Source organism: Pedobacter anseongensis, assembly GCF_037482965.1.
Classification (GTDB): domain Bacteria; phylum Bacteroidota; class Bacteroidia; order Sphingobacteriales; family Sphingobacteriaceae; genus Pedobacter; species Pedobacter anseongensis.
The window spans coordinates 333,501-359,671 of sequence record NZ_JBBHKB010000005.1 but is presented as its reverse complement, the minus strand read 5'-3'; the positions used below and the strand labels follow the sequence as shown (position 1 = coordinate 359,671).

At 37.0% G+C, this 26,171-nt stretch carries 37 protein-coding genes; 31 read left to right on the top strand and 6 right to left on the bottom strand.

The genetic code is table 11. The features are described from left to right. Position 1 precedes the first annotated feature (1 nt). The 20 genes from WG904_RS18620 to WG904_RS18530 all read left to right on the top strand — a co-directional run bounded on the left by WG904_RS18620 (position 2) and on the right by WG904_RS18530 (position 10,350). Positions 2–655 carry a hypothetical protein gene (locus WG904_RS18620; RefSeq protein WP_339580858.1) on the top strand — a complete coding sequence of 218 codons (654 nt, stop codon included), beginning with the start codon at positions 2–4 and terminating at the stop codon, positions 653–655. Positions 656–862: 207 nt separating this feature from the next. Further along, the gene (locus WG904_RS18615; protein ID WP_339580857.1) at positions 863–1,216 is read left to right on the top strand and encodes a type II toxin-antitoxin system RelE/ParE family toxin; all 354 of its coding nucleotides are present in this window, start codon (positions 863–865) and stop codon (positions 1,214–1,216) included. Then, on the top strand, positions 1,206–1,496 hold the full coding sequence (locus tag WG904_RS18610; protein WP_339580856.1) for a helix-turn-helix domain-containing protein: 291 nt from the start codon (positions 1,206–1,208) through the stop codon (positions 1,494–1,496). Before WG904_RS18615 ends, WG904_RS18610 begins: the two co-directional genes overlap by 11 nt. A gap of 208 nt (positions 1,497–1,704) precedes the next feature. Beyond that, positions 1,705–2,061, top strand: a complete 357-nt coding sequence (locus WG904_RS18605) for a type II toxin-antitoxin system RelE/ParE family toxin (protein ID WP_339580855.1) — start codon at positions 1,705–1,707, stop codon at positions 2,059–2,061. Continuing rightward, positions 2,033–2,356, top strand: a complete 324-nt coding sequence (locus tag WG904_RS18600) for a helix-turn-helix domain-containing protein (RefSeq protein WP_339580854.1) — start codon at positions 2,033–2,035, stop codon at positions 2,354–2,356. Before WG904_RS18605 ends, WG904_RS18600 begins: the two co-directional genes overlap by 29 nt. Positions 2,357–2,566: 210 nt before the next feature. Then, a complete protein-coding gene (locus tag WG904_RS18595; protein WP_339580853.1) occupies positions 2,567–2,866 on the top strand; it encodes a nucleotidyltransferase family protein in 300 nt (99 codons plus the stop codon). Continuing rightward, entirely contained in the window at positions 2,859–3,020 is a 162-nt protein-coding gene (locus WG904_RS18590; RefSeq protein WP_339580852.1) for a hypothetical protein, read from the top strand. The genes WG904_RS18595 and WG904_RS18590 overlap by 8 nt, the downstream gene beginning before the upstream one ends. Further along, a complete protein-coding gene (locus WG904_RS19680) occupies positions 3,002–3,205 on the top strand; it encodes a HepT-like ribonuclease domain-containing protein (RefSeq protein ID WP_431844438.1) in 204 nt (67 codons plus the stop codon). Before WG904_RS18590 ends, WG904_RS19680 begins: the two co-directional genes overlap by 19 nt. A gap of 50 nt (positions 3,206–3,255) precedes the next feature. Next, positions 3,256–3,489 (top strand): hypothetical protein, encoded by a 234-nt coding sequence (locus WG904_RS18585; protein ID WP_339580851.1) that lies wholly within the window; start codon positions 3,256–3,258, stop codon positions 3,487–3,489. Between the two features lie 227 nt (positions 3,490–3,716). After that, positions 3,717–4,217: an SRPBCC family protein gene (locus WG904_RS18580; protein ID WP_339580850.1), complete on the top strand. Its 501-nt coding sequence runs from the start codon at positions 3,717–3,719 to the stop codon at positions 4,215–4,217. A 4-nt stretch (positions 4,218–4,221) separates the two neighbouring features. Continuing rightward, a complete protein-coding gene (locus tag WG904_RS18575; protein ID WP_339580849.1) occupies positions 4,222–4,830 on the top strand; it encodes a VOC family protein in 609 nt (202 codons plus the stop codon). Positions 4,831–4,836: 6 nt separating this feature from the next. Then, positions 4,837–5,157 carry an ArsR/SmtB family transcription factor gene (locus WG904_RS18570; protein ID WP_339580848.1) on the top strand — a complete coding sequence of 107 codons (321 nt, stop codon included), beginning with the start codon at positions 4,837–4,839 and terminating at the stop codon, positions 5,155–5,157. Further along, positions 5,154–5,648 (top strand): SRPBCC family protein, encoded by a 495-nt coding sequence (locus tag WG904_RS18565; protein ID WP_339580847.1) that lies wholly within the window; start codon positions 5,154–5,156, stop codon positions 5,646–5,648. The genes WG904_RS18570 and WG904_RS18565 overlap by 4 nt, the downstream gene beginning before the upstream one ends. 23 nt (positions 5,649–5,671) lie before the next feature. Further along, the gene (locus WG904_RS18560; RefSeq protein WP_339580846.1) at positions 5,672–6,223 is read left to right on the top strand and encodes a GNAT family N-acetyltransferase; all 552 of its coding nucleotides are present in this window, start codon (positions 5,672–5,674) and stop codon (positions 6,221–6,223) included. Next, positions 6,220–6,681 carry a VOC family protein gene (locus WG904_RS18555; RefSeq protein WP_339580845.1) on the top strand — a complete coding sequence of 154 codons (462 nt, stop codon included), beginning with the start codon at positions 6,220–6,222 and terminating at the stop codon, positions 6,679–6,681. Before WG904_RS18560 ends, WG904_RS18555 begins: the two co-directional genes overlap by 4 nt. A gap of 205 nt (positions 6,682–6,886) precedes the next feature. Then, positions 6,887–7,465 (top strand): dihydrofolate reductase family protein, encoded by a 579-nt coding sequence (locus tag WG904_RS18550; RefSeq protein WP_339580844.1) that lies wholly within the window; start codon positions 6,887–6,889, stop codon positions 7,463–7,465. An 8-nt stretch (positions 7,466–7,473) separates the two neighbouring features. After that, positions 7,474–8,244, top strand: a complete 771-nt coding sequence (locus WG904_RS18545) for an alpha/beta fold hydrolase (RefSeq protein ID WP_339580843.1) — start codon at positions 7,474–7,476, stop codon at positions 8,242–8,244. After that, positions 8,241–9,305, top strand: a complete 1,065-nt coding sequence (locus tag WG904_RS18540) for a hypothetical protein (protein ID WP_339580842.1) — start codon at positions 8,241–8,243, stop codon at positions 9,303–9,305. The genes WG904_RS18545 and WG904_RS18540 overlap by 4 nt, the downstream gene beginning before the upstream one ends. A 19-nt stretch (positions 9,306–9,324) precedes the next feature. Continuing rightward, positions 9,325–9,894, top strand: coding sequence for a dihydrofolate reductase family protein (locus WG904_RS18535; RefSeq protein ID WP_339580841.1), 570 nt, complete (start codon positions 9,325–9,327; stop codon positions 9,892–9,894). Between the two features lie 21 nt (positions 9,895–9,915). After that, positions 9,916–10,350: a DUF1801 domain-containing protein gene (locus WG904_RS18530; protein WP_339580840.1), complete on the top strand. Its 435-nt coding sequence runs from the start codon at positions 9,916–9,918 to the stop codon at positions 10,348–10,350. Positions 10,351–10,449: 99 nt separating this feature from the next. Here WG904_RS18530 and WG904_RS18525 read toward each other — a convergent pair whose 3' ends face one another. Then, complete coding sequence (locus WG904_RS18525; RefSeq protein ID WP_339580839.1) at positions 10,450–10,884, bottom strand: Hsp20/alpha crystallin family protein; 435 nt, start codon at positions 10,882–10,884, stop codon at positions 10,450–10,452. Positions 10,885–10,959: 75 nt separating this feature from the next. Between WG904_RS18525 and WG904_RS18520 the strand changes: the two genes are divergently transcribed. Next, a complete protein-coding gene (locus WG904_RS18520) occupies positions 10,960–11,442 on the top strand; it encodes an acyl-CoA thioesterase (protein ID WP_339580838.1) in 483 nt (160 codons plus the stop codon). Positions 11,443–11,470: 28 nt separating this feature from the next. Here the strand turns inward: WG904_RS18520 and WG904_RS18515 are convergent, their stop codons facing one another. Further along, positions 11,471–11,827, bottom strand: coding sequence for a dihydroneopterin aldolase (locus WG904_RS18515; RefSeq protein WP_339580837.1), 357 nt, complete (start codon positions 11,825–11,827; stop codon positions 11,471–11,473). A 68-nt stretch (positions 11,828–11,895) separates the two neighbouring features. Between WG904_RS18515 and WG904_RS18510 the strand changes: the two genes are divergently transcribed. The 3 genes from WG904_RS18510 to WG904_RS18500 all read left to right on the top strand — a co-directional run bounded on the left by WG904_RS18510 (position 11,896) and on the right by WG904_RS18500 (position 13,801). After that, positions 11,896–13,086 (top strand): acyl-CoA dehydrogenase family protein, encoded by a 1,191-nt coding sequence (locus WG904_RS18510; RefSeq protein ID WP_339580836.1) that lies wholly within the window; start codon positions 11,896–11,898, stop codon positions 13,084–13,086. Then, the gene (locus WG904_RS18505) at positions 13,086–13,469 is read left to right on the top strand and encodes an SRPBCC domain-containing protein (RefSeq protein ID WP_339580835.1); all 384 of its coding nucleotides are present in this window, start codon (positions 13,086–13,088) and stop codon (positions 13,467–13,469) included. Before WG904_RS18510 ends, WG904_RS18505 begins: the two co-directional genes overlap by 1 nt. Before the next feature lie 116 nt (positions 13,470–13,585). Further along, positions 13,586–13,801 carry a hypothetical protein gene (locus WG904_RS18500; RefSeq protein ID WP_339580834.1) on the top strand — a complete coding sequence of 72 codons (216 nt, stop codon included), beginning with the start codon at positions 13,586–13,588 and terminating at the stop codon, positions 13,799–13,801. A 125-nt stretch (positions 13,802–13,926) separates the two neighbouring features. Here the strand turns inward: WG904_RS18500 and lysA are convergent, their stop codons facing one another. After that, positions 13,927–15,093, bottom strand: coding sequence for a diaminopimelate decarboxylase (gene lysA, locus WG904_RS18495; protein ID WP_339580833.1), 1,167 nt, complete (start codon positions 15,091–15,093; stop codon positions 13,927–13,929). Between the two features lie 176 nt (positions 15,094–15,269). Continuing rightward, complete coding sequence (locus WG904_RS18490; protein WP_339580832.1) at positions 15,270–16,583, bottom strand: aspartate kinase; 1,314 nt, start codon at positions 16,581–16,583, stop codon at positions 15,270–15,272. Between the two features lie 166 nt (positions 16,584–16,749). On the opposite strand from WG904_RS18490, the gene WG904_RS18485 reads away from it, so the two are divergent. Next, positions 16,750–18,483, top strand: coding sequence for a phospho-sugar mutase (locus tag WG904_RS18485; RefSeq protein WP_339580831.1), 1,734 nt, complete (start codon positions 16,750–16,752; stop codon positions 18,481–18,483). A gap of 293 nt (positions 18,484–18,776) precedes the next feature. On the opposite strand, the gene WG904_RS18480 is transcribed toward WG904_RS18485, so the two are convergent. Further along, positions 18,777–19,085 (bottom strand): GIY-YIG nuclease family protein, encoded by a 309-nt coding sequence (locus tag WG904_RS18480; protein WP_339580830.1) that lies wholly within the window; start codon positions 19,083–19,085, stop codon positions 18,777–18,779. A gap of 516 nt (positions 19,086–19,601) precedes the next feature. Next, complete coding sequence (locus tag WG904_RS18475) at positions 19,602–21,575, bottom strand: glycoside hydrolase family 2 protein (protein WP_339580829.1); 1,974 nt, start codon at positions 21,573–21,575, stop codon at positions 19,602–19,604. 65 nt (positions 21,576–21,640) lie between these two features. Between WG904_RS18475 and WG904_RS18470 the strand changes: the two genes are divergently transcribed. The 6 genes from WG904_RS18470 to WG904_RS18445 all read left to right on the top strand — a co-directional run bounded on the left by WG904_RS18470 (position 21,641) and on the right by WG904_RS18445 (position 26,089). Next, positions 21,641–22,018 carry a hypothetical protein gene (locus tag WG904_RS18470; protein ID WP_339580828.1) on the top strand — a complete coding sequence of 126 codons (378 nt, stop codon included), beginning with the start codon at positions 21,641–21,643 and terminating at the stop codon, positions 22,016–22,018. Positions 22,019–22,202: 184 nt separating this feature from the next. Then, entirely contained in the window at positions 22,203–22,973 is a 771-nt protein-coding gene (locus WG904_RS18465; RefSeq protein WP_339580827.1) for an MbnP family protein, read from the top strand. After that, positions 22,974–24,002 (top strand): cytochrome-c peroxidase, encoded by a 1,029-nt coding sequence (locus WG904_RS18460; protein WP_339580826.1) that lies wholly within the window; start codon positions 22,974–22,976, stop codon positions 24,000–24,002. Further along, entirely contained in the window at positions 23,962–24,963 is a 1,002-nt protein-coding gene (locus WG904_RS18455; protein WP_339580825.1) for a hypothetical protein, read from the top strand. The genes WG904_RS18460 and WG904_RS18455 overlap by 41 nt, the downstream gene beginning before the upstream one ends. 63 nt (positions 24,964–25,026) lie before the next feature. Continuing rightward, a complete protein-coding gene (locus WG904_RS18450) occupies positions 25,027–25,668 on the top strand; it encodes an SCO family protein (protein WP_339580824.1) in 642 nt (213 codons plus the stop codon). A gap of 1 nt (position 25,669) precedes the next feature. Continuing rightward, on the top strand, positions 25,670–26,089 hold the full coding sequence (locus tag WG904_RS18445) for a c-type cytochrome (RefSeq protein ID WP_339580823.1): 420 nt from the start codon (positions 25,670–25,672) through the stop codon (positions 26,087–26,089). Positions 26,090–26,171: the final 82 nt, after the last annotated feature.

Genomic DNA, 26,171 nt, shown 5'->3' with positions numbered 1-26,171 from the left:
TATGATTAACAATAAAGAAGATTTTAAAATAAAATTTTGGGATTATTTCTTAGCACTTGAGGAAGACTTTACTTCTATTGAAAAAATAATTCCTGTCGATCCACAGAATACTAATACTTTTTCGATAACCTATATGAAAATATTATTTTCAATCTGTAGCGAAATTGATGTTGTTTTTAAAGAATTTATTGAATATAATCAATGGTATAGTTTTACAGTAAATGATGGAAATATTGGAAAATACAAAGATATTATAAATCTCAATCTTCAAGATTTTTCAAATGAAATTATAGTTTTTTCAAAAAATATAGAATTGAAGCCTTTTGTCAATTGGAAACAAAACAAAAAACCAGATTGGTGGAAAGATTATAATGACTTAAAACATAAAAGAACATTAACAAATAACGGAATTGAAAATTACAAAAAAGCAAACCAAAAAAATATTCTGGATGCCCTTGGGGCTTTATATCAATTAGAAATGTATTTTTATAAGAGCATTATTGATACAGATAATGTTGTTAGTCGTTTGAAAATGCCTGTTCCCCAATCAAAAAGATATAGAATTAAAGACTGGATCGATAATATTGATTTAATTGATAATCGCTATATAATATATGTAAAAGAAGATGGTCATTTATGGCTTGAGGGCGAATAAAGAAATCATATATTAAATACGCCTAACAAAGGTTTTGCAAAATTGGCGGGAAATCCTCTTCAACCCTCACAGTTTTTAGTAAATTTAACGTAACCGCCAACTTCGTAAAGCCTCGGGGCGTTAGTGGCAATGCAAAACGCATACTCCATTCCCACCTTCCATTGAAAATAAATTTGTTTAGTAGTAACTTATAAGTTACCTTTGTTCATGAAGGTCAGAGAAGTTATAGCTTTTAAGGATTACTTTGAAAAATTCCTACTTGAACAGCCTAAAAAAGTTCAGGATAAGATATTCAAAATTATCGAAGCTATCGAAACTCTTGAACGTGTGCCATCGAATTATCTTAGATTTCTTGTTGGGACTGATGGACTTTACGAAGCACGGATCCAATTGGGTTCCAATATTTGGAGAGTGTTCTGTTTCTTCGATAATGACAAATTGGTTATCCTATTAAACGGATTTCAGAAAAAGACACAGAAAACACCAAAAAACGAAATTGAAAAGGGATTGCGCCTAATGGCAGAATACTACGAACAAAAAAATAAGAAAAATGGAAACTAAAAGCTGGAAAGAAGTCAAAGATACAGTCTACGGAAAAAAGGGAACGGAAAGACGAGACGAACTTGACAGAGATTTTGCAAGTTTTAAAATTGGTCTGATGCTGCGCAAGGCAAGAGAAGATAAACACTTAACCCAAAGCGAACTTGGAGAACTAGTAGACAGGAAACGTGAATATATTTCTAGGATTGAAAACAACGGAAGCAATCTGACTTTAAAAACCCTATTTGACATTGTAGAAAAGGGACTTGGTGGAAAGGTTAAAATATCTATCGAACTATAGCCCATACTGCCACCAACAAGGGTTTGGCGAAATTGGCGGTGAATAATCTACAAACTTTCTACCGCCTTAAAAATTTATCGTAACCGCCAACTTGCGCCAAGCCCCGGAACGTTAGGTGCGATGCAGGGCGCATACCCACCGTGGTGTCATAACATATCTTATTACAAATTTCATTTGCGTTTTGTTCCATTATTAGTTAACTTTGAAAATGGAACCAGTCAGAAAATTGATATATTATAAGGACTACTTTCTTGACTTTTTCAGAGAGCAGCCAGATAAGGTCAAAGAGAAAATTGATCAGGTTCTATTTCTGATAACTGTTACTGAACGGGTGCCAAAAAAATTCTTTCAGCACATGTCGGGAACTGACGGACTTTATGAAGTTCGAATTGAACTGAAAAGTAACATTTATAGAATTTTCTGTTGTTTTGACGAAGGAAAAATTGTTGTTCTCTTCAATGGTTTTCAGAAAAAGACTCAAAAGACACCAACGAAGGAAATTGAAAAGGCACTTAGGATCAAGGCTGATTATTTAAATGAAAAAAGAAATGGAAAACAAGGATAAAAAGTACAAAAATGTAACAACTTTTGAAGAACATTTGAATGTTCAATATGGACCAATCGGCTCAGAAAAAAGAACTGATTTTGAAATTAAAGCGAAGGCTTTTGCAATTGGCGAAGTGATAAAAGAGGAAAGACGGTTGGCCAAGATGACCCAAGAGCAATTAGCTACAAAAACTGGAACTAAGAAAAGTTTCATTTCAAGAATTGAAAATGGGCATAGCGACATCCAACTTTCAACACTTTATAGAATTTTGGAAATCGGTTTAGGACGAAAAATTTCCCTTACCATTAAATAGCCACTGCCACTAACAAGGGTTTGGCTAAATTGGCGGGAAATCTTTTTCACCTTCCCAATCTTTTAATGAATTTATCGTAACCGCCAACTGTCGCCAAGCCCCGGGGCGTTAGCGGTCATTCTGGGCGCATATCCACCACGGCGCAAACCTTTATTGCGTTAAAATTGCAACACCAAACATTCATAAATAATTTTTCGCTAAATTTGAATAATGAAATTAATTGACAACCATATCGAAAGTCTAAATCAACTTTGTAACACCTACAATGTGGACAAGATGTATCTTTTTGGCTCTGCTCTTAATTCAAACTTCAATGCTAAAAGTGACATAGACTTTCTCGTAAAATTCAAATCAATTGAATTAAAAGAATACTTTGACAACTATTTCGATTTTAAAGAGAGTCTAAAGAATTTATTTGGACGAGAAATTGACCTTGTTGAAGAGCAAACGTTAAAAAATCCAATTCTTATCAGATCAATAAACAGATCAAAGGAACTTGTTTATGGATGAGAGAATTTTAAAATGGCTTTATGATATAAAAATTGCTATAGAAGAAATTGACGGATATTTTCTCGAAGAACCTAAGGATTTCTTTGCATATCGCCAAAATCTTATGCTTAAGAGAGCGGTAGAAAGAGACTTGAAATTATTGGCGAGGCAATAAATAGGATTCTGACAAGGGATAGTGCATTCCTTTTAAAAATAACAAACGCGAAATCAATAGTTGGCTTAAGAAATCAGGTTATTCACGCTTACGATAATATTTCAGATGAAAACATTTGGTCTGTATTGACTAATCATCTTCCGAAGCTCAAAGAAGAAATAGACGAACTCATTAAAGGCGAATAGACTGCTTATAACAAGGGTTCCTATATTAGCTCAACCATTATTTTCCTAAAATGCTTAATGCTTCCATTGCTCAAATGCCCTCGCTCAATAGGATAAAAAAAGCAGCGGACGAAGCAAAACTAAAAATTAGTGGCATTGAAAAGTATTTTATCAAAGACGACCTCAAAGACTGTTTTTTATATGTTGGTAAAAATAAACCCGAATGCTATTTCGACGAACGCATCCGAAACGGAATCTCATCGTTTTCATCATTAGCAAACCTTAACGAAGTAAACAAGGGTTGAAAAAACTTAAAAATGACCTTGATAACAACGAATTCGAGCAAATACAGACACACTGTCAAAACGACTTTGGCGATCTCTTATTTATAACTATGGATAAGAAAAGCAGCAACACCTTATAAAACATTTCTAGAAAACTTAAAAAAATTTATCAAAAAATTTGTGAAACCGAAAAGTTGCGTGTATATTTGCAATCGATTAGTTGCATATATAAATAAACAGCTATAAATATGAATAATTTACAATTTGACTTTACAGTAGACAAAGCAACCAATTCAGTATTCATAACTAGAGAATTTAATGCAGAACTTTCATTGGTATGGGATGCTTTCACAAAACAAGAAATCCTCGACCAATGGTGGGCCCCTAAGCCGTTGATTTCAAAAACCAAAGTAATGAACTTTGAAGTAGGCGGTCGAAGATTTTATGCCATGATATGGCCTGAAGGACAAGAATATTGGGGATTGAAAAAATACACTTCAATACATCCCAAAACCCAAATAAGATGGTTGTCTTCTTTTACCGACAAAGACGAAAATATCAATACCGAATTGCCAACTTCAGAATGGGAATTGAATTTTAGTAACCAAAATGGAATTACAAAGGTTAGTATCATCATAAAAAATAAAACACTTGCTCACCTGGAAATGATAATTCAAATGGGCTTTAAAGAAGGCTTCATAATGACATTAAAAGAATTAGACAACTTATTATCAACATTAAATAAATAAAAAAATGAAAAAGTATACCCTCAAATTTTTAACCGCTATTGTGATAGCACTTCTTATGAGTTGCGGGAATTCTCAGCAAAATACCCGCAAAAATAACGACACCCTCTCCCATCAAACGTTAACAAAAAAAACGGATAAGATTACGCAAAAAATAACGCCTTGCCTCTGGGTAGATAAAGATGCCAAAGCTGTAGTAAATTATTACCTCTCTATTTTCAAAAATGGTAAAATGAAAGAATTTCGCCAATACAAAAATCCACCCCAAGCAAAAGAACAAGGTGGCCTTTCTACATTCGAAACAGCGGTTATGGAAATAGGAAATATAGAGTTTAACATCCTTGCCGCAGGTCCATACTTCAAATTTAACGAATCGGTATCCTTTGTTATTAATTGCAAAGACCAGGCTGAGGTAGATTATTATTGGAACGCACTAACCGCAAACGGTGGTGAAGAAGGATCTTGTGGCTGGTGTAAAGATAAATATGGTTTATCGTGGCAAGTGGTACCTGTAGAATATTTTGATCTCATCAATAGTAATGATCCTAAAGTTAGAGAAAAGGCAATGACCAACACGCTTAAACAGAAAAAGTTGATACTTTCAGAACTTAAATAAACTAATATGCGCAGAGATATTTTTCAAGCAGTTGCCGACCCCACAAGACGGGCTATAATGGTCTTAATTGCAGTACAGGCCATGACACCAAATGCCATTGCCGAAAACTTCAACACCACGCGACAAGCGGTTTCTAAACACCTCCGCATCTTAACCGAATGCGACCTGGTAAAACAAGAACATCAAGGTAGAGAAATCTACTATTCTCTTGAAATTGAAAAGATGAAAGAAATGGATAAATGGATTGAACAATTCAAAAAAATCTGGGAAACCCGATTTAATCAACTAGACGACGTATTATTAACCCTTAAAAAACAAAAAAAATGAACAACCTACTTGACTTTACACTCAACAAATCAACAAAAACAGCATTAATAAACAGGGAATTTAACGCAGAACTTTCATTGGTATGGGACGCCTTCACAAAACCCGAAATTCTCGATCAATGGTGGGCACCCAAACCTTATGCCTCGAAAACTAAAGAAATGAATTTTGAAGTAGGCGGACGACGATTTTATGCCATGGTAAGCCCCGAAGGACATGAGAATTGGGCTATTCAGAAATATTCTTCCATCAACCCAAAAACCAATTTCAAATTCTTAAATGCGTTCGCAGACGAACATGAAAATGCCCAACTTCCAGGTTCAGAATGGAATCTCACTTTCAGTGAAGAAAATGGAATAACTAAAGTAAGTATTACTATTTTTAATGAATCGCTTGAACGTATGGAAAAAATGATCGAAATGGGCTTCAAAGAAGGCTTTACCGCAACTTTAAACCAACTAGATAAGCTTTTAACACTTAAAAACGACGAATAATTTGACCTCCATAACTAATAAAGATGGTAAACAGAAATTTCACGCCTTTTCCTACTTTAAAAACTGAAAGGTTAACCCTCAGGCAATTGTTAGTTGACGACCAACAGGATGTATTTGCACTACGTTCTGATGCTGAAGTAAACAAATATCTTGGGCGAGCACCAAGCCAGACAGTTGATGAAGCCATAAACTTCATCAACATGATTGATGAGAACGTTAAAAATAACAATGCCATCTATTGGGCAATTAGCTTAACAAGCACAACAAAATTCGTTGGAACAATTTGCCTCTATAACTTTTCAATCGAGAAAAATAGTTGTGAAATTGGATATGAACTTTTGACAAAATTTCAAGGCCAGGGAATAATGAAAGAAGCAATCGAAGTCGTGATAAATTATGCTTTTCAAACGTTGAAAGTTCATAAAATTGTAGCTTTTACGCATAACGAAAATCTGAACTCCACTAAACTATTGACGAAAGTAAATTTTGTAAAATCGAAAGAGACAGACACACAAAACCCTAATTTTAGTATTTTTACATTAACACTTTCCCAAACTAGCCCTGTAAGCCCATGAACAAAAGTAAATTAATTGAAATGCACAATGTAGGCATCGTTGTCGAATCGCTCGACAACGCAATTTCCTTTTTTGAAGAAATAGGGCTTAGGCTCGAAGGCAGAATGATGGTTGAAGGGGAATGGGCCGGCCAAGTAACCGGATTGGGTAATCAAACCGTAGAAATTGCCATGATGGTTACACCCGATGGCCATACGCGACTTGAACTTTCTCGATTTTTAACCCCTCAAACGATAGCAGATCATAGAACTGCCCCAGTGAATTCCTTAGGTTACCTCCGAATCATGTTTAGGGTAGACAACCTCGACGAATTGCTGTCCCGACTTGAAAAACACGGCGCTGTACTTGTTGGAGAAGTGGTTCAGTTTGGCGACGTGTATCGCCTCTGCTATATTCGGGGAATAGAAGGGCTCCTCATCGGATTAGCCGAACAACTTAATGTCGAAAAAACAAACTAAAAAACACCATACCACATGAGACCATCATGATTTTCAAAATCACAAAGTGAAATGACCCGAGCTGGTGAGCTCTTGAACACCAAATAAAATAAACACAGGTGAAAAATAAATCATGATAGCTTCATCACTATTGAAAACAAACCGAGTTTACGAGCTCATTAATACAAATGAAAATCAGTAAGCCAAGTATTAATAATTTATACAGATGAAAAAAATAATATCTTTTATGCACATATCGCTCGACGGTTTTGTGGCAGGACCAAATGGAGAAATGAACTGGATTACCGTTGATGAGGAAATTTTTGAACATGTAGGCAAACGGATAAGTAAAGGCAACACAGCATTGTACGGAAGAGTAACCTATCAGATGATGGAGAATTACTGGCCTACGGCAGGCGATAGTCCGACGGCAAGCAATCACGACATCGAACATTCAAAATGGTATGCAAAAGTGCAAAAAATTGTGCTCTCAAAAACATTGAATGAAGAAGACTTAAGCAATACAAAAATTATTAACGACGACATTTCAGACATTATAAACCAAATAAAACAATTAGTTGACGGCGGGAACGAAGACATTTTAGTTTTTGGTAGCCCCACTGCTACACATTCACTGATGAAACTGAATCTAATCGATGGGTATTGGCTATTTGTTAATCCAATTATTCTTGGCGAGGGCATTCCATTGTTTACAGATATTAAAGACAAAATAAAATTAAAATTACTTAGCACTAAACAATTTAATTCGGGGGTAACTGAACTAAATTATACGGTAGATAGATAGGAAATGTAATGCCAAATACCTACGCCCCAAAACAAACTAATGCTAAAGGTCATTCCATCCAAGTTGGAAACATAGAAATGTATTACGAGGAATACGGAAGTGGAAAACCCCTCGTGCTTTTGCATGGCTTTGGTGGTTGCTCGCAGAACTGGCATCCTTTTATCTCTGAACTTTCGGAACACTACAAACTTATTAGTATAGATTTGCGAGGACATGGCTATTCTACCAATCCTGAGGGAAAATTTACGCATGGCCAAGCGGCAAATGATGTATTTGGCTTACTCGACAAATTGGAAATTGATGAATTCTCGGCCATGGGAATGAGCACCGGAGGGATGGTTTTACTACACATGGCTACAAGTGAACCGAAACGTATTAAAGAAATGGTATTGATTAGCACAACTTCTCATTTCCCAGATCAGGCAAGGGCCATTATGCGCAGGGCTTCTTTTAATACCATGCCTCAAGAGGTGATAAACATGTATCGAGAATGCGCAAAACGTGGTGAAGAACAAATCCATCAACTCCTTTCAAACTTTAATGCCTTCGCCGAAAATTTCGATGATATGAATTTCACTGAACAAAGGTTATCGACAATTACGGCCCGTACCTTAATTGTGCATGGGGAATGCGATCAATTTTTTCCGGTCGAAATCCCTGAAACCATCAGTCGCGCAATACCGAATGCAACGTTATGGATAATACCAGGCGGTGAGCATGTACCCATCTATAATCCAGCAGTGCCATTTACGTCAACAGCCCTAAAATTCCTAACATGAAAGGCAGACAGCTAATCGTATTTCTTTCATTTACTGCGCTGTCTATCGGGGCTGCCGCACAACAGCCAAATCAAAGCGAACGTTATGCAAATGCGTATAAAAAATATGTAAACGCGCCTTGTCCGATTGCAAAAGACAATATAAAACACTTCGTATACTTCTCGAGAGACAGAGAACTGATCATTAATCATCCCTTTCTTTTACATCCACGCTTTAAAGGAGCTCAAATTATGTATTCGTGGAGAGATTTTGAACCACAAAAAGGGAAATACGACTTTTCAATTTTAAAGGAAGATATGGCTTATCTTAAAAAGTATGGAAAAGAGCTATTTGTTCAGCTGCAAGATGTTACCTTTAATCCAAACTATAAAGCAATTCCAGATTATTTATTTACTGATGAATATGGAGGTGGTGCGGTAATGGGCCGAGATGATTCGGGCAAACCTAGCGGATGGATTGCAAAACGCTGGAACAAAAATGTACGAGAACGATTTGCGCTACTGCTGCTGGCATTAGGAAAAGAAGTTGATGGAAAAATAGCGGGCATAAATCTTCAAGAAACTGCAATAGATGTAAATAAAAAAATAGATCCGAGCTTTTCTGATCGTGGCTATGTAGCTGGATTAAAAGAAAATATGCTTGCCTTAAAAAAAGTATTTCCCTCTACAACAACCCTGATTTACGCCAATTTTATGCCTGGAGAATGGTTGCCGTGGGACGATAAAGGTTATCTTCGTAGCTTATATCAATATGGGGAAGAAATTGGCGTTGGATTAGGCGGGCCAGATTTAATGGTTACACGAAAAGGCCAACTAAACCATGCGCTAGCCTTAATGCACGAAGCCAATTATACCGTTCCGATTGGAATTGCAGTGCAGGATGGCAATTACTTTGGCAAAACAGGTAATGAAAAAGAGGATTCAAAAAATAAACCACAACAAAATCTTGTTCCCATGCTGCAAGCATTTGCAAAAGATTTTTTGAAAGTGAACTATATGTTTTGGGTAAACCAAGAACCTTATTTTAAAGAACAAGTATTACCTTGCTTTTCGAAAGAATAAACTATATTAAATCCAAACTATGAGAAAGATAATTGCCGCAATTAACATGACCATCGATGGAAATTTCGATCATAGAGCCGGATTGGCCGATGAAGAAATACATCAACATTATGCCGAACTGTTAAGTAACGCTGGTGTTATATTGTATGGCAGGATAACGTATGAGCTGATGCAATTCTGGCAAGATTTAGTTATAAAGCCTTCGGGCGAAAAATCTATGGACGACTTTGCATTTGTGATGGACAAAATCCCAAAAATTGTTTTTTCGCATACACTAAAGCCCACCGATCAAACCATAACAAATTGGAAAACTGCAACGCTGGCAAACAACAACCTTGAAGAACACGTATCGTCGCTCAAAAAAGAACCCGGAAAAGACATTCTTATAGGCAGTGGGAGTTTAATTATCCAGTTAATGAAACTTAACCTAATTGATGAGTACCAACTTTGCGTACATCCTGTGATTACTGGAAAGGGATTACAACTATTTGAAAACGTACACAACAGCACTATCTTTAAGTTAATAAAAACGAAAACCTTCAAAAGTGGGGCAATTATACTTTATTACCAACCAATAATGAATAACTAAACACTTTAAGGAATGATTCACATGAGCATTAAGGAAAACATCGAACATTACATCAAAAGCATAGCCGAACCAAAACGTACTGATCTGTACACCCTACACGAGTTAATTCTTAACATTTTACCAAGCTGCAAACTATGGTTTTTAGATGGTAAAGACGATACGGGCAAAATTGTCTCAAATCCAAACATAGGTTATGGCTTTTACACCATACATTATGCCGATAAAAAAACCAAAGTGTTTTATCGAATTGGGTTAAGCGCAAATTCAAGCGGAATCTCTATTTATATCCTAGGTATTGATGATAAGGAACATCTAAAAAAAGCCTATGGAGATTCAATTGGAAAAGCGAGCGTAACAGGCTATTGCATTAAATTTAAAAAGTTAAGCGACATTAACCTCGCTATACTTGAAGATGCCATACGATTTGGATTTGAATATAACCATGACAAAAAATAAGGGCAGCATCTTTAGATGCGCCCCTATCAACCTTAAACTCTCTCCCATCCGGGAAATCCCTCTCGGGAAAAATCAAACCTATTTACTCAAACTTGTAGCCTATGAAACTACAATTTCTTTATGCGTTAATTTCGCATCGTCCTTTTTGCCAATGGTGATGTTTAATATCCCATTTACATATTCTGCACTAATTTTATCTGCATCTACCCCTTCTGGCAATACAAATGATCTTGCAAATGAACTGTACTCGAATTCTTTGCGGCTATAGTCTTTTTGAACTGCGCCTTCCTCCGTTTTTTTCTCTGCCCAAACTGAAAGATTATCTTTTTTAAGATCGATTTTAAAATCTTCTTTCGTTAAACCTGGAGCTGCCAATTCGATTTTATATTCGGTTTCGCCTTCGTAAATATTCACGTTAGGTACTTTATTTACCCCATAATTTTTATTTAATGCATCACTAAACAAAGAGTCGAAAACATTGTTAAAGTAAGGTGCTGTGTTTCTGGTTTTGTTGTTAAATTTTACTAAAGTCATCTTTATTTTCTCCTATTAATTAATTTTTTAAAGTATAATTGTTCCTATTCAAATCGTATTCCAATCGTAAAATCTATGTTTTTTAAGACATTTTGGCGTAAAAAAGAAAAATCAAATGACAATAAGTCAGTAATTATTAGTCACATCGACAGTTTTAAGTATAAAACAACTATCGAAATGCGTTTCGCCGACTTAGATATGATGGGGCATGTGAATAATGCCGTCTATTTTACATACATGGAGATAGGAAGAACTAAATACTGGGAGCACGCCATAAACTGGGACTGGCATAAAACCGGAGTTGTAATTGGCCAAGCCTCTATCGATTACATCGCCCCTATCTTACTAAATGACAACGTGAGCATGTACGTGCGTACGTCTAGAATTGGCACCTCCAGTTTCGATCTCGAATATCTTATCGTGAAAAACGTTAATGGAAAAGAAATTACCTGCAGTAAAGGAAAAACTATCTGCGTAGCTTTCGACTACAGCACAAAAAAACCGGCTAACATTCCCGATAAGGAAAGAAATAAAATGATTGCGTTCGAGCAGCTATAATTAGCGAATTTGTAAATTCGGGAATTAGCTAATTAGCATACTTTAATCCCACAAATGAACTACCAACCTCTCCTAACATCGGCGGATGCAATTTCCGTATGCCCACTTCTGCAGTTAGCAAAAACGGGTAGGCAATTAAAATCTTATCCATCATATTTTTAACTACCGTCTCCAATAATTTCTGGGTATTCTTCATTTCTTCTAAAATAACAGCATTAATCACCTCATAATTAACAGTCTTTTGCAAATCCTCCGTTTCGTTAGCCGGAGAAAAAGTTACTTCAATACTTACTAAAAAATGACTACCTGTTAACTGTTCTTCAGGATAAAAGCCATGAAAGGCGTAACAACTAACATCTTTAAGCGCGACAGTTTGTGTAAACATTTAATTTAAATAGGGGTTAAAATTATTACCTTTGATGAGCAACATATAAACCAAATATAGTGTAAAATATGAGTAAATCAGCCAAGAAAGACCTTTACGAAGCCCCAGACTATTATCTTATAGACGAATTATTATCTGAAGAACATAAACTCATCCGCCAATCGGCAAGAGATTGGGTTAAAAAAGAGGTAAGTCCAATAATCGAAGATTGTGCCCAAAAAGCAGAATTTCCGAAGCATTTACTTAAAGGTTTAGGAGAAATTGGCGCTTTCGGCCCGACTATTCCTGTAGAATATGGTGGTGCTGGCTTAGATTATACCGCCTATGGCATCATAATGCAAGAATTAGAACGTGGCGATTCAGGCATTCGATCTACAGCTTCGGTACAAGGTTCATTGGTGATGTACCCAATTTATGCTTACGGAACTGAAGAACAACGAAAAAAATACCTTCCTAAATTGGCCACGGGAGAATTGATGGGCTGCTTTGGTTTAACAGAACCTGATCACGGCTCTAATCCTGGCGGAATGGTTACCAATATTAAAGATAAAGGTGATCATTACCTATTAAATGGCGCAAAAATGTGGATTTCTAATGCGCCATTTGCCGATATTGCAGTGGTTTGGGCAAAAGATGATGAAGGAAAAATTAGAGGCATGGTAGTAGAGCGCGGCATGGAAGGATTTAGTACACCCGAAACCCATGGAAAATGGAGTCTAAGAGCCTCGGCAACCGGCGAATTGGTGTTCGACAATGTGAAAGTGCCGAAAGAAAATATTTTTCCAGACATTAAAGGATTAAAAGGTCCACTTGGCTGCTTAAATCAAGCCCGTTATGGCATTGCTTGGGGTGCTTTAGGAGCAGCAATGGATTGTTATGATACGGCACTACGGTATTCTAAAGAACGTATTCAGTTCGGGAAACCTATCGGTGGTTTTCAATTGCAACAGAAGAAACTAGCAGAGATGATTACCGAAATTACGAAAGGACAATTATTGGTTTGGCGCTTAGGGGTGTTAAAAAGCGAAAATAGAGCTACTGCCGAACAAATATCGATGGCGAAACGAAATAGTGTTGAAATTGCTTTAGTTATTGCTAGAAATGCTCGTCAGATGCTTGGTGGAATGGGAATTACAGGGGAATACCCAATTATGCGCCACATGATGAACTTAGAATCGGTAGTAACCTACGAAGGAACACACGATGTGCACTTGTTAATAACTGGTATGGACGTAACTGGATTAAACGCATTCAAATAATGAAGACTTTTAAGAAATACTACGCACTCCCTGCTCCTCCCGAAGAGGTATATCTTGCCTTAACCAAAGCGCAAAGCATACAATTGTGGACCGGTGCCGAGGTTGAATTTACTGAAGAAGAAGGAACAGAATTTTCGTTCTGGGACGGCGATATTGTAGGTAAAAACATTGAGTTTGATGCACCAAGGAAAATTGTGCAACAATGGTATTTTGGCGATGATAACGAACCTTCTATCGTTACCATAAAGCTTCATGCTGATAAAAAAGGAACTTCTTTAGAATTTGTTCAAACCAATATTCCAGACGAAGATTATGATGATTTTACAAGCGGAATTGATGAATACTATTTAGGAGGATTAGCCGATTTCTTTGAAGTAGAATAATGAAAACGAATTAGATAACCTATAACTCTCATTACTCAAGAAAGCTAACTTTATTACACATTTTAAGTAGCTAAAACATTCATTACCCTTTAGTTGTTCTTAACAAAAAAACTATCATGAGCAGAACAATTGGAATAATATTAATCGTTTTAGGCATCGTACTTTTAGTATGGACAGGCTTTACCTACACTAAAAAAGAAAAAATCATTGACGCTGGACCTATACAGGTTTCCGCAGATAAAGAAAAATCGGTTAACTGGCCGCCTTATGCAGGAGGAATCGTATTGGTAGTTGGCGCAGTATTGTTACTGTCTGCAAAGAAAAACGCTTAAGTTAATTTTCTAGAAAATCGTCATATCGAACGCAGCGCAGCGAGGAGATAACTATACAAATGGTTAAATAGTTCTCTCGTAGCGACCGTGAAGCTCATTGGAGTTCACTATACTCCCGTTGGCAGCTATCCCTCGCTACTATAACTCCTTACTCCTTCTCTTAAATTATAATGCGAAGCCATAACTTCACCATATGCACCCGCGCTTCGAATAGCGATCAAATCGTTTCTAAAACTTTCAGGCAACGAAATTTCTTTGCCAAAACAATCGGTACTTTCACAAATTGGACCAACAACATCGTACTTTATTAAGTTGGAGGTTGGGAGTTGGGAATTGGAAGAAGTAATATTCTCTATCAAATGATAGGCTTGATATAACGCCGGACGCATTAACTCGGTCATACCAGCATCTAAAACAATAAAATTCTTTTTCTTTCCATTTTTAACATACAACACTTTACTAATTAAAGAAGCGCTCTGCCCTACTAACGCCCTTCCCAGTTCGAAATGTACTTCTTGATAAGGTTTTACGTCTAAAAAGTCGGAAAACACCTTAAAATACGTGCTAAAATCTGGAATTTGTTCATTTGGGTGATGGTAATCTATTCCTAGTCCACCCCCAACATTTAAAACCTTAACCCTAAAACCATGATCTTCGAACCAAGCAGAAAATTCGTTAACACGGTTACATAGGTTTTTGTACACGTCTAAATTGGTAATTTGCGAGCCAATATGAAAGTGTATACCGATAAACTCTAAATTGGGGCAAATGGTTAACAGCTCAGCACAGGCCGGCATATCCCACGAATTGATACCAAATTTATTTTCATCCAATCCGGTAGTAATGTTCGCATGCGTATGTGCATCAACATTTGGGTTAATTCTTATGGCTACCTTGGCCACTTTTTGCCTTGCTTCTGCAAGCGCATTGATCACCTCTAATTCTTGTAGCGATTCTACATTAAAACAGAATATATCACTTTCTAAAGCATCAATAATCTCTTTATCTGATTTGCCAACACCTGCAAAAACTATTTTATCCTTTGAAAATCCAACTTCTATGGCTTTTTTAACCTCATTTCCACTTACACAATCGGCACCAAAACCAATCATTCTAATTTTGCTAAGCACCATTTCATTAAAATTCGCTTTCATGGCATAATGCACATGAAATTGATAGGCCTTAGCCGCATCATTACATACTTTTAAAGTTTGCTCGAGCAAATTTAAATCGTAATAATAGAAAGGAGTTTCTAATTTAGAGAAATGTGCTATATCTTTATCGGAAAACATACAATTTGAAATTTCTAGTTATACTTATCATTGTCTTTTTACTCTTCATTTATATCACCAATTACTTAGATTATAGGCGAAATGCGATCACAAGAAGAGAATTTGAGCGAAGAATTCGATTTTTTATCGTCTTAACCTTACTCTTGGTTTTTCTTATCTTCTATTTTAAATAATTTTTATTCAAAAATTCGATTGTGGAGACTTCTTAACGCTTCGGTCTTGTGTTCGGTACTGATCAACATCGAAATGTTATAAGCGCTTCCACCATAAGAAATCATACGAACCGGGATATGCTTAATCGAATCTAACACTCTAGCTGCATAACCATGTTTTTCGGCACCAAAATCGCCAACCACACAAACAATACTCTGATTGGTGTCTATTTCTACCGTACCGAAAGAATGAAGTTCTTTTACAATCTCATCCAGGTTATCCGTAAAATCAATAGTTAACGAAACAGCCACCTCCGAGGTGGTAATCATATCAATCGGTGTTTTATAACGTTCGAAGATTTCGAAAATACGACGCAAGAAACCATAGGCCAATAACATTCGGCTCGACTGAATTTTAATTGCCGTAATGCCATCCTTTGCAGCAATAGACTTGATCTTCCCTTTTTCGCTTTCTGTGCTGATTACCGTTCCTGCAGCCTTAGGCTCCATCGTATTTAGCAAACGAACGGGTATTTTATATTTCTGCGCCGGGAAAACAGATTGAGGGTGAAGAATTTTTGCTCCGAAATAAGCCAACTCCGCAGCTTCATCAAACGATAAATGAGAAATCGGTTTGGTACCTTTTACAATTCTTGGATCGTTATTGTGCATACCATCAATATCCGTCCAAATTTGAACTTCCTCGGCTAAAATTGCCGCACCAAGCAAAGAAGCGGTATAATCGCTTCCACCTCGGCGTAAATTATCTACCTCACCAAAACTGTTTCTACAGATAAAACCCTGCGTAATAAACAAATTTGTACCTTTATGCTTCGCCAAAATCGGCATCAAATTTTCGGTTGTAAATGGAATATCTGGCTCGTTATCTTCATCAATCTTCATAAAATCTAAAGCTGGCAAGAGCACCGAAGGTACACCGATAGACTTTAAATAAATGTGATATAACGTGGTTGATAACAATTCGCCCTGGGCCAAAACCACTTTATCTTCTACCGCAGTAAAAAGATCGTTCACCAAACTGGCTAAAAAGCCAAAATGGTAGTCCACCACTTCTTCACCTTGTTCTCTAAAATCGCCCTCCGGCAATAATTCGACCACAAAATCATTGTATTTAGCTTGTAAAGCATGAATTAAATTTAGAGCATCTTGCTTTTCTTCCTTGAGTAACTTTGATGAAATTTCTACTAAACTATTGGTTGTACCAGACACAGCTGATAACACTACAATTTGCTCTTCGCCTGGATTAATAATATCCAGTAACTTTTTCATTCGCTCAGGACTACCTACAGAAGTGCCTCCAAATTTTAATATCTTCATTGAACAATTACTATTTTTCTTTATACTTGTAATGGGGCGTGAAAATAACAAAAAGCACGCTAATTTTAGCTAAAGTGGCGAAATAAAATTCTGAATTGTACAATAAATATCATTTTGAACAATCTTAAATTTGTTTTGTTGTAGCATAAACCTCAACCAAATACGTATGCAATTAGACCAAACTACAAGCGCAACCATTAACCAATGGCTAGAAGGAAATTACGATTCTGAAACAAAATCGGCCATTCAAAACTTACTAGATCAAGAAGCTTTTACTGAACTAACCGACAGTTTCTATAGAAGTTTGGAGTTTGGTACGGGTGGTTTACGTGGCATTATGGGCGCAGGTTCGAATAGGATTAATAAATATACGATTGGTACGGCTACGCAAGGTTTAGCCAATTACCTGCTAAAAAAATATACCAACCAAAAAATTAGCGTAGCCATTGCACACGATAGCCGAAACAATTCTGACGTTTTTGCGAAAATAACCGCCGATGTTTTTTCGGCAAACGGGATCTACGTGTATTTCTTCTCCGCATTACGACCAACACCCGAACTTTCTTTTGCCGTACGTACCCTTGGCTGTAAAAGCGGAGTGATGTTAACCGCTTCGCATAATCCAAAAGAATACAATGGCTATAAGGCCTATGGCGAAGATGGCGGACAATTTACTTCGCCTGATGATAAAATGGTGATGGATGAAGTTGCGGCGATAAAAAGTATCGACGAAGTAAAATTTAATCGCATTGAGCAAAATATAGAAATCATCGATACCGATATAGATAATCTCTATTTAGCTAAAATAACCGAATTATCAGTTTCCCCAGATGCGATTGCTCGTCAGAAAAACTTGAAAATTGTATACTCCCCCATCCATGGAACAGGAATAACACTGGTACCAAAAGCACTAGAGAAATTTGGCTTCACTAACGTTACGCTGGTTGAAGAACAAAGCAAACCCGACGGTAATTTCCCTACGGTTATTTATCCTAATCCTGAAGAAAAAGAAGCGCTAACCCTAGCACTTAAAAAAGCGGAAGAAATTGATGCAGATTTAGTTTTGGCAACCGATCCTGATGCCGACCGTGTAGGCATAGCGGTAAAAAATACCGATGGTGAATTTGTTCTATTGAACGGAAACCAAACTGGAAGTTTATTGATTAATTATCTATTAACAGCTTGGGAAGAGAAAAATAAATTAACTGGAAATGAATATGTAGTGTCTACCATTGTAACTACCAGTTTAATTAAGACCATTTGCGATGCTAAAAATGTTGAATACTTTAATACCTTAACTGGATTTAAGTGGATCGGGCAAGTAATGACTGGTTTACAGGGCAAAAAAACATTTATTGCCGGCGGCGAAGAAAGTTATGGCTACCTGGTTGGCGACTTGGTACGTGATAAGGATGCGGTAATTTCTTGTGCATTTATTGCCGAGATGACGGCTTTTTACAAAGATAAAGGAAGCAGTTTGTACGAAGCCATGATTAACATGTATGTAGAACATGGGATGTATAAGGAAGATTTAGTTTCCATCACCAAAAAAGGAAAATCAGGTGCCGAAGAAATTAAGGCCATGATGGAGAAGTTTAGGAATAATCCGCCTGCTACTTTAGGCGGTTCTCCAGTAGTAACATTAAAAGATTACGAATTAAATAAAGAAACAGATATTAAAGCCGGAACAAGTAAGGAACTTGGCTTCCCTAAATCGGATGTTTTGCAATTTATAACGGCCGATGGAAGTATTATCTCTGCACGACCAAGTGGCACGGAACCTAAAATTAAGTTCTACTGCAGTGTAAACACACCATTAGCATCAGCTGATGAATTTAAAGCAACAGAAATTAAGTTAGGCGAAAAAATTAAGGCAATTATGGGAGATTTGCAGCAGTAAATAAAGGATGATATAAGCGTCACGAACCCAAGTTCCGTCATATCGAACCCTAGCTCCGTCATATCGAACGCAGCGCAGCGAGGAGATATCTATACAACCACTTACTTCCTTCATATCGAACCCTAGTTCCGTCATATCGAACGCAGCGCAGCGAGGAGATATCTATACAACCACCTAATAGATCTCTCCTGTCGTCGAGATGACGATACAACCTAAAGATACCTGTCGTCGAGATGACGAAGCATCCTAAAAAATACCTCTCGTCGAGATGACGAGATGCTACAAGAAAGTATCTATCCTGCCTCCCAATCCTTAATTATTTCCCACAGATCTTCCCATTTCGGATTAATACTATTTATTAATGCTTCCTTCTTTTCTCTTCTGTATTTTTTTACTTGCTTCTCCCTTGCAATTGCTTCTTCAATAGTGAAGAGTGCTTCAAAATAAACGCAATATTTTAATTTATATCTAGAAGTGAAGGAATTTGGATACTTGTCACCTTTATGCTCCATAATTCGAGCATATAAGTCTGATGTAACGCCCGTATAATAAGTCGTTCTAGTATAATTTGTCATGATATAAATGCACCCGCCTCTTTCCATTTGTCCGAAATTAGAAAATATAAATGAGTTACCGCTAGCACAACAAAAGTAGTTTTTCAACAAATTAAAAAGCACGTCGCGCCTCATATCGAACGCAATGGTTGCTCCGTCATATCGAACCCTAGTTCCGTCATATCGAACGCAGCGCAGCGAGGAGATATCTATACAACCACTTTCATAATATCGAACTCTAGTTCCGTCATATCGAACGCAGCGCAGCGAGGAGATATCTATACAACCACTTACTTCCTTTATATCGAACCCTTGTTTCGTCATATCGAACGCAGCGCAGCGAGGAGATATCTATACAACCACTTACTTCCTTTATATCGAACCCTTGTTTCGTCATATCGAACGCTAGCTCCGTCATATCGAACGCAGCGCAGCGAGGAGATATCTATAGAACCACCCTACAGATCTCTCCTCTCGTCGAGATGACGATAAAACCTAAAATACCTCTCGTCGAGATGACGATAAAACCTAAAATACCTATCGCCGAGATGACATTAATCCATCCTATTTAATCACATCCCAAAGTGATTTTACTTTAATTCCTTTGCCTGGCAAGCCACCAACAAACTCAACCTGCTTCTCCTTCCCCGCCTCCAAATCAAAATAATTATCGCTAAGCCTTCCTTTAAACCCAACAACATCAACAAATACATATTTGGCAAAAGCCGATGATTTTAAAATCAACTGTTTACCTTTAATTGAATACGTGATTTTTGGATTGGTTAACTTTAAATCTTTTGGCCTAACGGTATCTCGCTTTGGCGGATGATTACTATACGCAGCTTTAACCGCATACCAAGCTGCCTTAGGTGCTCGGTCGTAATAATCGGTAATGCTCCAACTGGCCACAGGCCAGCAATCGTTTAACTGCCAAAGCAAAGTCCCCATGTTATACGGCGATTTTGCTTGGTGAATTAAAATCATGTTCTTAAACCCATAATATTGCACACATTGCGTGAGATAGGTATAATCTTCTACAGAAAGCTTACTTATTTTGGCCGAATCGATCATATAATTATTCAAATAACCCGCCAATTTTGTAAATCCATTTCCTGCCTTTTGGTGATTTTTTAACACATCAGAAAACAGATATCGATCTTCTGGCAAGGTATATTTTAATACACTCGAATAGTTAGGCATCGCCTGCATTCCATATTCGCTTACAAAACGACCTGTTTTTTTCTCAAACGTTTCGAAATCTTCGCCTCCCCACCAAACGCCCCAATAATGGCTATCGCCCTCATTAATACTTTCTTTAACACCCCAGCCTAATTTTGGTGAAGAACTAATATACGGCCGGCCAGGATCTATTTCTTTTACCCATTTGGGGATGCTATCCCGAAACATTCGGGTATAATCATTCCACAGTTTAACCGAATCCTTAGCATTAATTTTAAATTGACTTTGCCATCCCCAGCGATTCCATGCTTCATCAACCTCGTTATTCCCACACCATAAAACAATACTTTTATGATGACGCAAACGTTTTACTTGATACCTCACTTCTTCTCTTACATTATCAAAAAAAGCCTTATCGCCAGGAATCATCGCTCCGGCAAACATAAAATCCTGCCAGACATATATCCCCAACGAATCACATAAATCGTAAAAATCGTCGCTTTCATAAATTCCTCCTCCCCAAACACGAAGCATATTCATATGCGCATCCTTTGCCATCATCAGTATTTTTCGGTAATCGTCTTTTTTCATTCGGGTTACAAATGCATCTGATGGAATGTAATTGGCACCTTTCATGTACACTGGTTTACCTTCGATCTTAAAATAAAAAGATGTGCCATATTGGTCGGGTTGTTGAACCAATTCTACCTTTAAAGGAGGAATAAATTTTCGCTCAACAGACTCCTTATCAAAGGCCTCTAATCGAACAGCTTTCCAAATGCCTACCCCTGTTAATTTAGGCCCCCAATCCCAACCAAAATGAAATTGCGCTTTTCGTACGTATGCCCTAGGATGATCGGGTATCAAAAACGGCAAATTAGCTTTAGCTAAGGAATCAACTTTGCGCTGAGCCGAATAAAATCGAACAAGTAGGATATTAGTTGGTTTTAACTGTTGCTTTACATCAATTTGCCACTGACGAAACATATTATCAGCCCTAAGCAAAAGTTTACCGTTTAAATAAACGTCCGCATAGGTATCTAAGCCATCAAAAACAAGATGAACATTTTCCTTCGCTAGCAAAGCAGTGCTCACTTTAAAAGTGGTTTTATACTCCCAGTTCTCGTTTTCTATCCATTGTAATTTTTTCTCGTTATCTCGATAAAATGGATCAGGAATTAAGTTATTGCTTAATAAATCTACATGAACCTCTCCTGGTACCTGCGCTGGATACCACTTCTCATCTTGTTGACGAAATTGCCAATCTGCATTAATTTTTTGAATTAAAATTTGGCCTTTAGCAGTAAACGAATTATTTACCAGTAAAATTAATAAGATGATATAGTTAAATCTACCCATATGTATACAAAATAATTTCTCAAAATTTTGACTTAAAATTAATTACAATTGCTAGTTTTGCAGCAATGACAGCATTTAGAAAAATTGTCGCCACTTTCTTGTTGGTAGGAATTGTTATCAATTGCTTCAATCATTGGCTGTTATTCTCTACCTATGCTTATAACAAAGCCTATATCGCTAGTGTACTCTGTACCAATAAAGATAAACCCGAACTGCATTGTGAAGGTAAGTGTTTTATGGATATTAAGCTTAAAGAATTAGAGCAAAAAAACAAGCACGACCAAGAAAATCTAAAGCGCATTATCGAAACAGTAGCACCGTCTACAGCTAACTTGCTTCCCTCATTCCATGAAATTGTTTTATTAAAAACGATATCGCGCTTTGTACAAAAAAAACCGATAGGCCAACCAATCAGCATCTTTCATCCGCCTAAAACAGCCTAATTAAGCCCTATCTTCATTACTAACTGAGCATTTATTCTTTGCTTCATTGCTAGTTTGTGCGTCATCGCGAGGCACGAAGCGATCTTAATGCACCTGTTAATACAATTTACTTTTAGTAAGGAGATTGCTTCGTACCTCGCAATGACGTCCCTTTTACATTTAAAACTAAATACCAAATTCAAAAATGAATAGTAAATCAACTTTATTATATAGCCTTCTTTTGCTTACCAGCATATTTTTCTCATGCAAAAAAGAAGAAACCATAACTCCTAACGAAAAGGGCTCATTTGCCCTAGAATTCGAGAATTTTGTAAATGAAACACCGCTTGTTCTAAACACGCCCACCTACAAAAATGCCAATGGCGATAGCTTTAACATTTCAGTTTTCAAATACTACATTAGTAATATAACGTTATCTAAAGAAGATGGTACGATTTACAAAGTACCCGAAAGTTACTTTCTTGTAGATGTAAGTAAACCAGCCTCTTTGTTAAACTCTTTAACAGATATACCTGCCGGCGATTATACCCAAATTGCTTTCACCATTGGTGTAGATAAAGAACGAAACCTAGCTGGTGCACAAACGGGCGCTTTAGACCCAACACTTGGAATGTTCTGGACTTGGAATAGCGGATACATTTTTGTAAAACTAGAGGGAAGTTCACCCCAATCTACCGCCCCAGACAACAGTTTAACGTTCCATATTGGAGGTATTGCCGATCCGAATAATACGATAAGAACCTACAGCAAGCTATTTGCCGCTGGCAATCCACTTCGTATTCGAGCCGATAAAAAGCCGCAGATTCATTTCAAGGTAAATGCGGCTGCACTATTTACAGGCAAACAGACCATCAGCTTTGCAAATTTGAATTTTACAATGGGGGGAGCCAATTCGGCTCTTGTTGCCGATAATTATACAAATGGACTCTTTCAATTAGATCATATTCATAATTAAATGAGGCATTTAAAAGTATACTTCTGGCTTTTTTTGAGTTTAGTGGTAGGGTATGCCTGCAGCAAAAATGAAGTAGCCTCACAAGCCGAATCAGTTCGGTTTGTGAGGCCTGCTAATTTTCCTGTTACGGTTTACAATTTTGATGAAAATAAATTAACTAAAGATGGATTTGAATTGGGCAAGAAGCTATTTTACGATGCACGGCTTTCTGCCGATAAAAGTGTATCGTGCGGCAGTTGCCATCAACAATTTGCAGCTTTTGCGCAATTAGATCATCCTGTTAGTCATGGTGTTAACAATTGCTTAGGTAAACGAAATGCACCCGTATTATTCAATTTAGCTTGGCAAAAGGAATTCTTTTGGGATGGAGGTGCTAAAAATTTAGAAATTGTACCCATTAACGCTATAACCGATCCCTGCGAAATGGGAACAAGTTTAACCAGTATCGTCGAATTCTTGAATAAGACAGCACCCTATCCCAAATTATTTAATACGGCTTTTAACAGCTCCAATATTACTTCCCAACAAGTACTTAAAGCACTAACGCAATTTATGGTGAGCATGGTATCAGCAACTAGCAAATACGATAAGGTGATGCGCGACCCTCAGAAACATACATTTACTCCTGAAGAACAGCAGGGTTATATGCTATTTAAGGAAAAATGTAGCAATTGCCACACCGAGCCGTTATTTACAGACCTAAGCTATAGAAATAATGGCCTCGACTTAAAAAGTGCCGATCTAGGCCGAAAAATTATCACCGAACAGGCAAGTGATGAAGCAAAATTTAAAGTTCCAACGCTTCGGAATATCGAACGATCACCACCTTACATGCACGACGGCAGATTTAACACACTAGATAAGGTACTAGCGCACTACACTATCGGAATAGTTAATCACCCTAACCTCGACGCAAGTTTAAAAGCTGGAATTCAGCTATCATCCCTTCAAAAACAATACTTAATCAGCTTTTTAAAAACATTAACAGATGAAGAATTTATCAAAAATAAAGCATTTAGCGAATACTAAATTGCTGCTATTTTGTTTACTTATGCCCATAAATGTAATTGCATGCGACATTTGCGGGTGTTTCATGGGCTTAACACCCTATGATAATCAAAGCAATTTTGGCCTTTTGTACCGGTATCGATCATTCAGTGGCTATAAAGGTCAAAAACACTCCATTTTTCCAAGAAACAGTGACTTTCTAATCCCTAAAGACAGCCGAAATGCACCTTTAACTACGCATATGGGCAATGCATCTGATTATGAGGCTTATCGAACTCTGGAATTTCGTGGTCGATATTTTATACATCGTAGAATAGAATTGAATGCAATTATTCCATACAATTCCAATACCGAACGTTACAACAGTTACACCTCCTCCATTTCTGGAATGGGGGATGTAAATTTATTTGCAGGATACCATTTAATACGAAAATTAAATGGACCTAATGTTAACCAACGTTTAATTGTTGGTGCTGGAGTGAAGCTACCAAGCGGTAAAAATAACGTTAAAACTACAACTGGAATTCGCTATTCTGCTTTGATGCAACCGGGTACGGGAAGTACAGATGGTTTTCTCTATTTAAATTATCTGCTCGGTTATAAAAAATTTGGACTGAGTTTAAACACTGCTTATAAGGTAAATGGACAAAATAAGGAAGCTGAAGGAATTGCGAATAGTAGCACTTCTTTCTTGAACTTTTTTTATACACAAAGGCTGAATAAAAATTGGCAGATTATGCCCTCGGCTCAATTTTTTTATGAAAAATCGGCAGGAGAAACGTATAATGAAATACGGACTGGAGAGCACGAGATGAACAATTTGATGGCAGGCTTAGGCGCAGATATATATTATAAAAATATTGCTTTAAATATAGGTATTCAAACAAATGCTTGGCAAGCAAAAACCGATCATCCTCAAAGTGCCGGAAAAATATATATTGGACTAACCTATAACCTCAATCAACTCTATTATTTACTTTAATCTTACATCATACGTTAAACCTTATTTTGCTTTAACGTATGTTTGTACACAAATTCAATCCTCATGATCAAATTTAAAAACACTATCTGCCTTTTTATTGTCGTTTATGCTTCTATCAGCCTTGCTGGATGTACCAATGATAAAAAACTACCAATTTACGGACAACGCGAAGCAAAAGTTACCAAAGACGGCGTAGATACCCTTTATCAAACCATCCCCTCATTTGCTTTTTTAAATCAAGATAGCGTAGTCACCACTCAAGAGGTACTTAAAGATAAAGTATATATTGCCGATTTCTTCTTCACCTCGTGCTCTACCATATGCCCAATAATGCATAGAAACTTAAAAGAAGTATTTGATCAATATAAAGATAACCCCGATGTGATGTTCTTATCACATACCATCGATTTTAAATACGATAAACCTTCTGTATTGAAAAAATATGCTCAAAAACTTGGCGTTGACGGTAAAAAATGGCAATTTGTTTGGGGAAATAAAGATGAAATTTATACCATAGCCGAAAAAAGCTATTTAACAGTTGTTGAAGAAGATAGTACCGCTACCGATGGGTATATTCATCAAGGTTGGCTGGTTTTAATCGATAAAGAAAAAAGAATTCGCGGTGCATACGATGGCACAAAAACAGAACAGGTTGCTCAATTGAAAAAAGATGTTGAAATTTTATTGGCCGAATACAAAAAATAAGATGCGCAAGTATATCGTTTTTGGAGGTTTTTCACTACTGATAGGTAGTTTGGTGTATTCGTGCCAAAGCTCCCAAGAAATAGAATTTGCAAAGTATATGAGCAACGGGAAAGATATTTATGTTTCCCGTTGCCAAAATTGCCATGGCGAAAAGGGAGAAGGCTTAGGGGAATTAGCTCCCCCACTTACCGACACGCTATTTCTGAAAACCAATAAGGCCGATCTAGCCTGCATCATTAAAAATGGCAGCAATAAAGAAATGATTATCCATGGTAAAAAGTATGATGGAAAAATGCCTGGCTTAAATTTTGCCGATATCGATATTGCCCAAGTAACGGTTTACATCACCAATTCTTTTGGAAATAAACAAGGAATGTACACCTATGAGCAGGTTTCGAAAGACCTTGCTTCTTGCAGATAGTCATCAGTCTGGGGTCGGCAGTCTTGAGTCTAATTCTTGTAGATAAATAGACTCAAGGACTAAAGATTAAAAACCGTACCTT

Coding starts and splice junctions, on each gene's coding strand:
- WG904_RS18465 (WP_339580827.1), top strand. CDS start 22,203: ATGAATAGTAAATCAACTTTATTATATAGCCTTCTTTTGCTTACCAGC.
- WG904_RS18475 (WP_339580829.1), bottom strand. CDS start 21,575: ATGGGTAGATTTAACTATATCATCTTATTAATTTTACTGGTAAATAAT.
- WG904_RS18455 (WP_339580825.1), top strand. CDS start 23,962: ATGAAGAATTTATCAAAAATAAAGCATTTAGCGAATACTAAATTGCTG.
- WG904_RS18485 (WP_339580831.1), top strand. CDS start 16,750: ATGCAATTAGACCAAACTACAAGCGCAACCATTAACCAATGGCTAGAA.
- WG904_RS18535 (WP_339580841.1), top strand. CDS start 9,325: ATGAGAAAGATAATTGCCGCAATTAACATGACCATCGATGGAAATTTC.
- WG904_RS18615 (WP_339580857.1), top strand. CDS start 863: ATGAAGGTCAGAGAAGTTATAGCTTTTAAGGATTACTTTGAAAAATTC.
- WG904_RS18540 (WP_339580842.1), top strand. CDS start 8,241: ATGAAAGGCAGACAGCTAATCGTATTTCTTTCATTTACTGCGCTGTCT.
- WG904_RS18520 (WP_339580838.1), top strand. CDS start 10,960: ATGTTTTTTAAGACATTTTGGCGTAAAAAAGAAAAATCAAATGACAAT.
- WG904_RS18545 (WP_339580843.1), top strand. CDS start 7,474: ATGCCAAATACCTACGCCCCAAAACAAACTAATGCTAAAGGTCATTCC.
- WG904_RS18590 (WP_339580852.1), top strand. CDS start 2,859: ATGGATGAGAGAATTTTAAAATGGCTTTATGATATAAAAATTGCTATA.
- WG904_RS18530 (WP_339580840.1), top strand. CDS start 9,916: ATGAGCATTAAGGAAAACATCGAACATTACATCAAAAGCATAGCCGAA.
- WG904_RS18550 (WP_339580844.1), top strand. CDS start 6,887: ATGAAAAAAATAATATCTTTTATGCACATATCGCTCGACGGTTTTGTG.
- WG904_RS18480 (WP_339580830.1), bottom strand. CDS start 19,085: ATGGAAAGAGGCGGGTGCATTTATATCATGACAAATTATACTAGAACG.
- WG904_RS18575 (WP_339580849.1), top strand. CDS start 4,222: ATGAAAAAGTATACCCTCAAATTTTTAACCGCTATTGTGATAGCACTT.
- WG904_RS18555 (WP_339580845.1), top strand. CDS start 6,220: ATGAACAAAAGTAAATTAATTGAAATGCACAATGTAGGCATCGTTGTC.
- lysA (WP_339580833.1), bottom strand. CDS start 15,093: ATGTTTTCCGATAAAGATATAGCACATTTCTCTAAATTAGAAACTCCT.
- WG904_RS18585 (WP_339580851.1), top strand. CDS start 3,256: ATGCTTAATGCTTCCATTGCTCAAATGCCCTCGCTCAATAGGATAAAA.
- WG904_RS18595 (WP_339580853.1), top strand. CDS start 2,567: ATGAAATTAATTGACAACCATATCGAAAGTCTAAATCAACTTTGTAAC.
- WG904_RS18570 (WP_339580848.1), top strand. CDS start 4,837: ATGCGCAGAGATATTTTTCAAGCAGTTGCCGACCCCACAAGACGGGCT.
- WG904_RS18610 (WP_339580856.1), top strand. CDS start 1,206: ATGGAAACTAAAAGCTGGAAAGAAGTCAAAGATACAGTCTACGGAAAA.
- WG904_RS18445 (WP_339580823.1), top strand. CDS start 25,670: ATGCGCAAGTATATCGTTTTTGGAGGTTTTTCACTACTGATAGGTAGT.
- WG904_RS18490 (WP_339580832.1), bottom strand. CDS start 16,583: ATGAAGATATTAAAATTTGGAGGCACTTCTGTAGGTAGTCCTGAGCGA.
- WG904_RS18505 (WP_339580835.1), top strand. CDS start 13,086: ATGAAGACTTTTAAGAAATACTACGCACTCCCTGCTCCTCCCGAAGAG.
- WG904_RS18605 (WP_339580855.1), top strand. CDS start 1,705: ATGGAACCAGTCAGAAAATTGATATATTATAAGGACTACTTTCTTGAC.
- WG904_RS18565 (WP_339580847.1), top strand. CDS start 5,154: ATGAACAACCTACTTGACTTTACACTCAACAAATCAACAAAAACAGCA.
- WG904_RS18470 (WP_339580828.1), top strand. CDS start 21,641: ATGACAGCATTTAGAAAAATTGTCGCCACTTTCTTGTTGGTAGGAATT.
- WG904_RS18580 (WP_339580850.1), top strand. CDS start 3,717: ATGAATAATTTACAATTTGACTTTACAGTAGACAAAGCAACCAATTCA.
- WG904_RS18500 (WP_339580834.1), top strand. CDS start 13,586: ATGAGCAGAACAATTGGAATAATATTAATCGTTTTAGGCATCGTACTT.
- WG904_RS18620 (WP_339580858.1), top strand. CDS start 2: ATGATTAACAATAAAGAAGATTTTAAAATAAAATTTTGGGATTATTTC.
- WG904_RS18515 (WP_339580837.1), bottom strand. CDS start 11,827: ATGTTTACACAAACTGTCGCGCTTAAAGATGTTAGTTGTTACGCCTTT.
- WG904_RS18600 (WP_339580854.1), top strand. CDS start 2,033: ATGAAAAAAGAAATGGAAAACAAGGATAAAAAGTACAAAAATGTAACA.
- WG904_RS18560 (WP_339580846.1), top strand. CDS start 5,672: ATGGTAAACAGAAATTTCACGCCTTTTCCTACTTTAAAAACTGAAAGG.
- WG904_RS18460 (WP_339580826.1), top strand. CDS start 22,974: ATGAGGCATTTAAAAGTATACTTCTGGCTTTTTTTGAGTTTAGTGGTA.
- WG904_RS18450 (WP_339580824.1), top strand. CDS start 25,027: ATGATCAAATTTAAAAACACTATCTGCCTTTTTATTGTCGTTTATGCT.
- WG904_RS18510 (WP_339580836.1), top strand. CDS start 11,896: ATGAGTAAATCAGCCAAGAAAGACCTTTACGAAGCCCCAGACTATTAT.
- WG904_RS18525 (WP_339580839.1), bottom strand. CDS start 10,884: ATGACTTTAGTAAAATTTAACAACAAAACCAGAAACACAGCACCTTAC.